The organism is Synechococcus sp. H55.11, from assembly GCF_047462475.1.
In the GTDB taxonomy this organism is placed as follows: Bacteria; Cyanobacteriota; Cyanobacteriia; order Thermostichales; family Thermostichaceae; genus Thermostichus.
In genome coordinates, this window is record NZ_JANSJI010000066.1 from 1 (window position 1) to 1,737 (window position 1,737).

At 58.8% G+C, this 1,737-nt stretch carries 2 protein-coding genes; both read right to left on the reverse strand.

The genetic code is table 11. The features are described from left to right. Positions 1-63: 63 nt before the first annotated feature. A complete protein-coding gene (locus NW853_RS02750; protein ID WP_414335777.1) occupies positions 64-879 on the reverse strand; it encodes a DUF2993 domain-containing protein in 816 nt (271 codons plus the stop codon). A gap of 60 nt (positions 880-939) precedes the next feature. After that, a complete protein-coding gene (locus tag NW853_RS02755) occupies positions 940-1,401 on the reverse strand; it encodes a hypothetical protein (RefSeq protein WP_414335779.1) in 462 nt (153 codons plus the stop codon). Between the last annotated feature and the right edge of the window lie 336 nt (positions 1,402-1,737).

The window sequence follows — 1,737 nt, forward strand, 5'->3', positions numbered from 1 at the left end:
GGGTACAGGGCGGGGCTCCTGCGGTTTCTAGCTGAAGATTGCATCCATGCTCAACCGGGATCTCTAGCCGTCCGCGTCAGGGATCATGATCTTCTCCAGCGTCTCCACCCGCACAAACCCAATCACCTGCAATTGGTCAGGTTCTATCTCTAGGCTGAGCACCCGCAGCAGGATCCCGATCTCTTCCAGCTCTTGCAGGTCAAACACCCTATTGAGCCCGCCCAAGAAGGCTGCTGAGATCTCATCAGGAACCCGTACAGAACCGATGACAAACTCCGGATTCTCCAGCTTGAGGCTGCGCCCTTCTTCCACCCGGATCCCGGCGTTGAACACCACTTCGACCGACTGCTCGGTGCCGCCGTCCCGCTCCACCAAGAGGGCAGAAAGCTGAATACGGTTGGGATCCAAAAACTCGACGCGGGGCTGACGCAGGTCAAAACGGCGAGCTTCCCTGCCAGCTCCGCCAAAGGGCAGATCTGCTTGAATATCCTGAAACTGGCGGAGCACCTCTGGCAGGTTGAGGGCAGCATTCAAGTCCTCTTCTCGCACCACCACCCGCACCGCAGCTTGCAGAGGTCGCGCCAGGCGCAGGGGAGCCCCCTGAAAAAAAGAGGGATCGATCGCCACCGGATCGGTTTCCAACTCGAGAAGCTCAAGGCGGGGGAAAGGGGCCCGATACAGCCCGCGACCGGCAATCAGCAGGCGATCCGCTTGGCCCTTCAGCAGACGGTAGTTGGGCCGGCTTTGGATGCGCACCTCCAAAACCTCGGCCCGATCCAACTGATCCAGCAAAAGCTGCCGTGCCGTCTGATCTGCCAGATAGCCTGCTCCTCCTCCCAAGCCTGCCAACAGCCCCACGAGAATCGCCAGGAGCTCCATACTCACCACCCTGATGCGCCCCAGCCCAGGTTAGCAAAGGGGCCATCTTGGGGATCCCGGCTAGCGCAGCACCTTGAGGGGACTGGCCTCGATGGGGCGGTTGCCCAGGAAGGTTTTGGCAATTTTCAGGCCATCGGCCATCACCGGACGATTGAGAGCGGGATCATGGATGAATTTGGCCCCCGAGGCAACCGTTGGGCGCCCCTCGCCCCAGGTATCCACAACCTTAAGAGTTGCGGCGGCAACCGGACGTCCGTCGGCATAGTAATCCACCACCTTCAGGGTCGAAGCCCCCACCGGACGGTGGTCGATCTCGATCTTGCTGAACTTGACAGGGCTGGGGAAGACGGGCGGGCCGGATCTCTCCGTCAGCAGTACCGGCATCTGAGCAGAGGCCCCCTCAGCAGGCAGAGGAGCCAGGTTCAGAGGGCTACCCATCTGCGTTGGCGAGACGGAGTCCTTTCCCACAGAAGAGGCTTCTTGCTCTGGAAGCGTGCTGGAATGACCATTGGGAACGGCCATAAGAATCTCCCAAGTTGATAGAAAAACAAACCAAACAGGACGGGAAAGGATCTAGACCCAGTGGGGCGCTGCAGAAGAGCCGTACAGCTCAGCCAGGCTAAAGTTGACCTCTTCAAATCCAAGCTAAGCCGAAATCTAAAAAGATTATAAACCAAACTTGGATATGGGATCCGCTGGGCACAGCTCGGCGCTCTCTTCAAACTGACCCTGTGTTCTGCTCTTGAGCTCATGGTTGTCCAGATGCAACCCATTGAACACCCCTGCGCAAGACCCAAAAGGGTTGGTACACTAGCGCTGGAGTGAGTTGGCCAGATCGATGGCGGGGATCCCTCATGT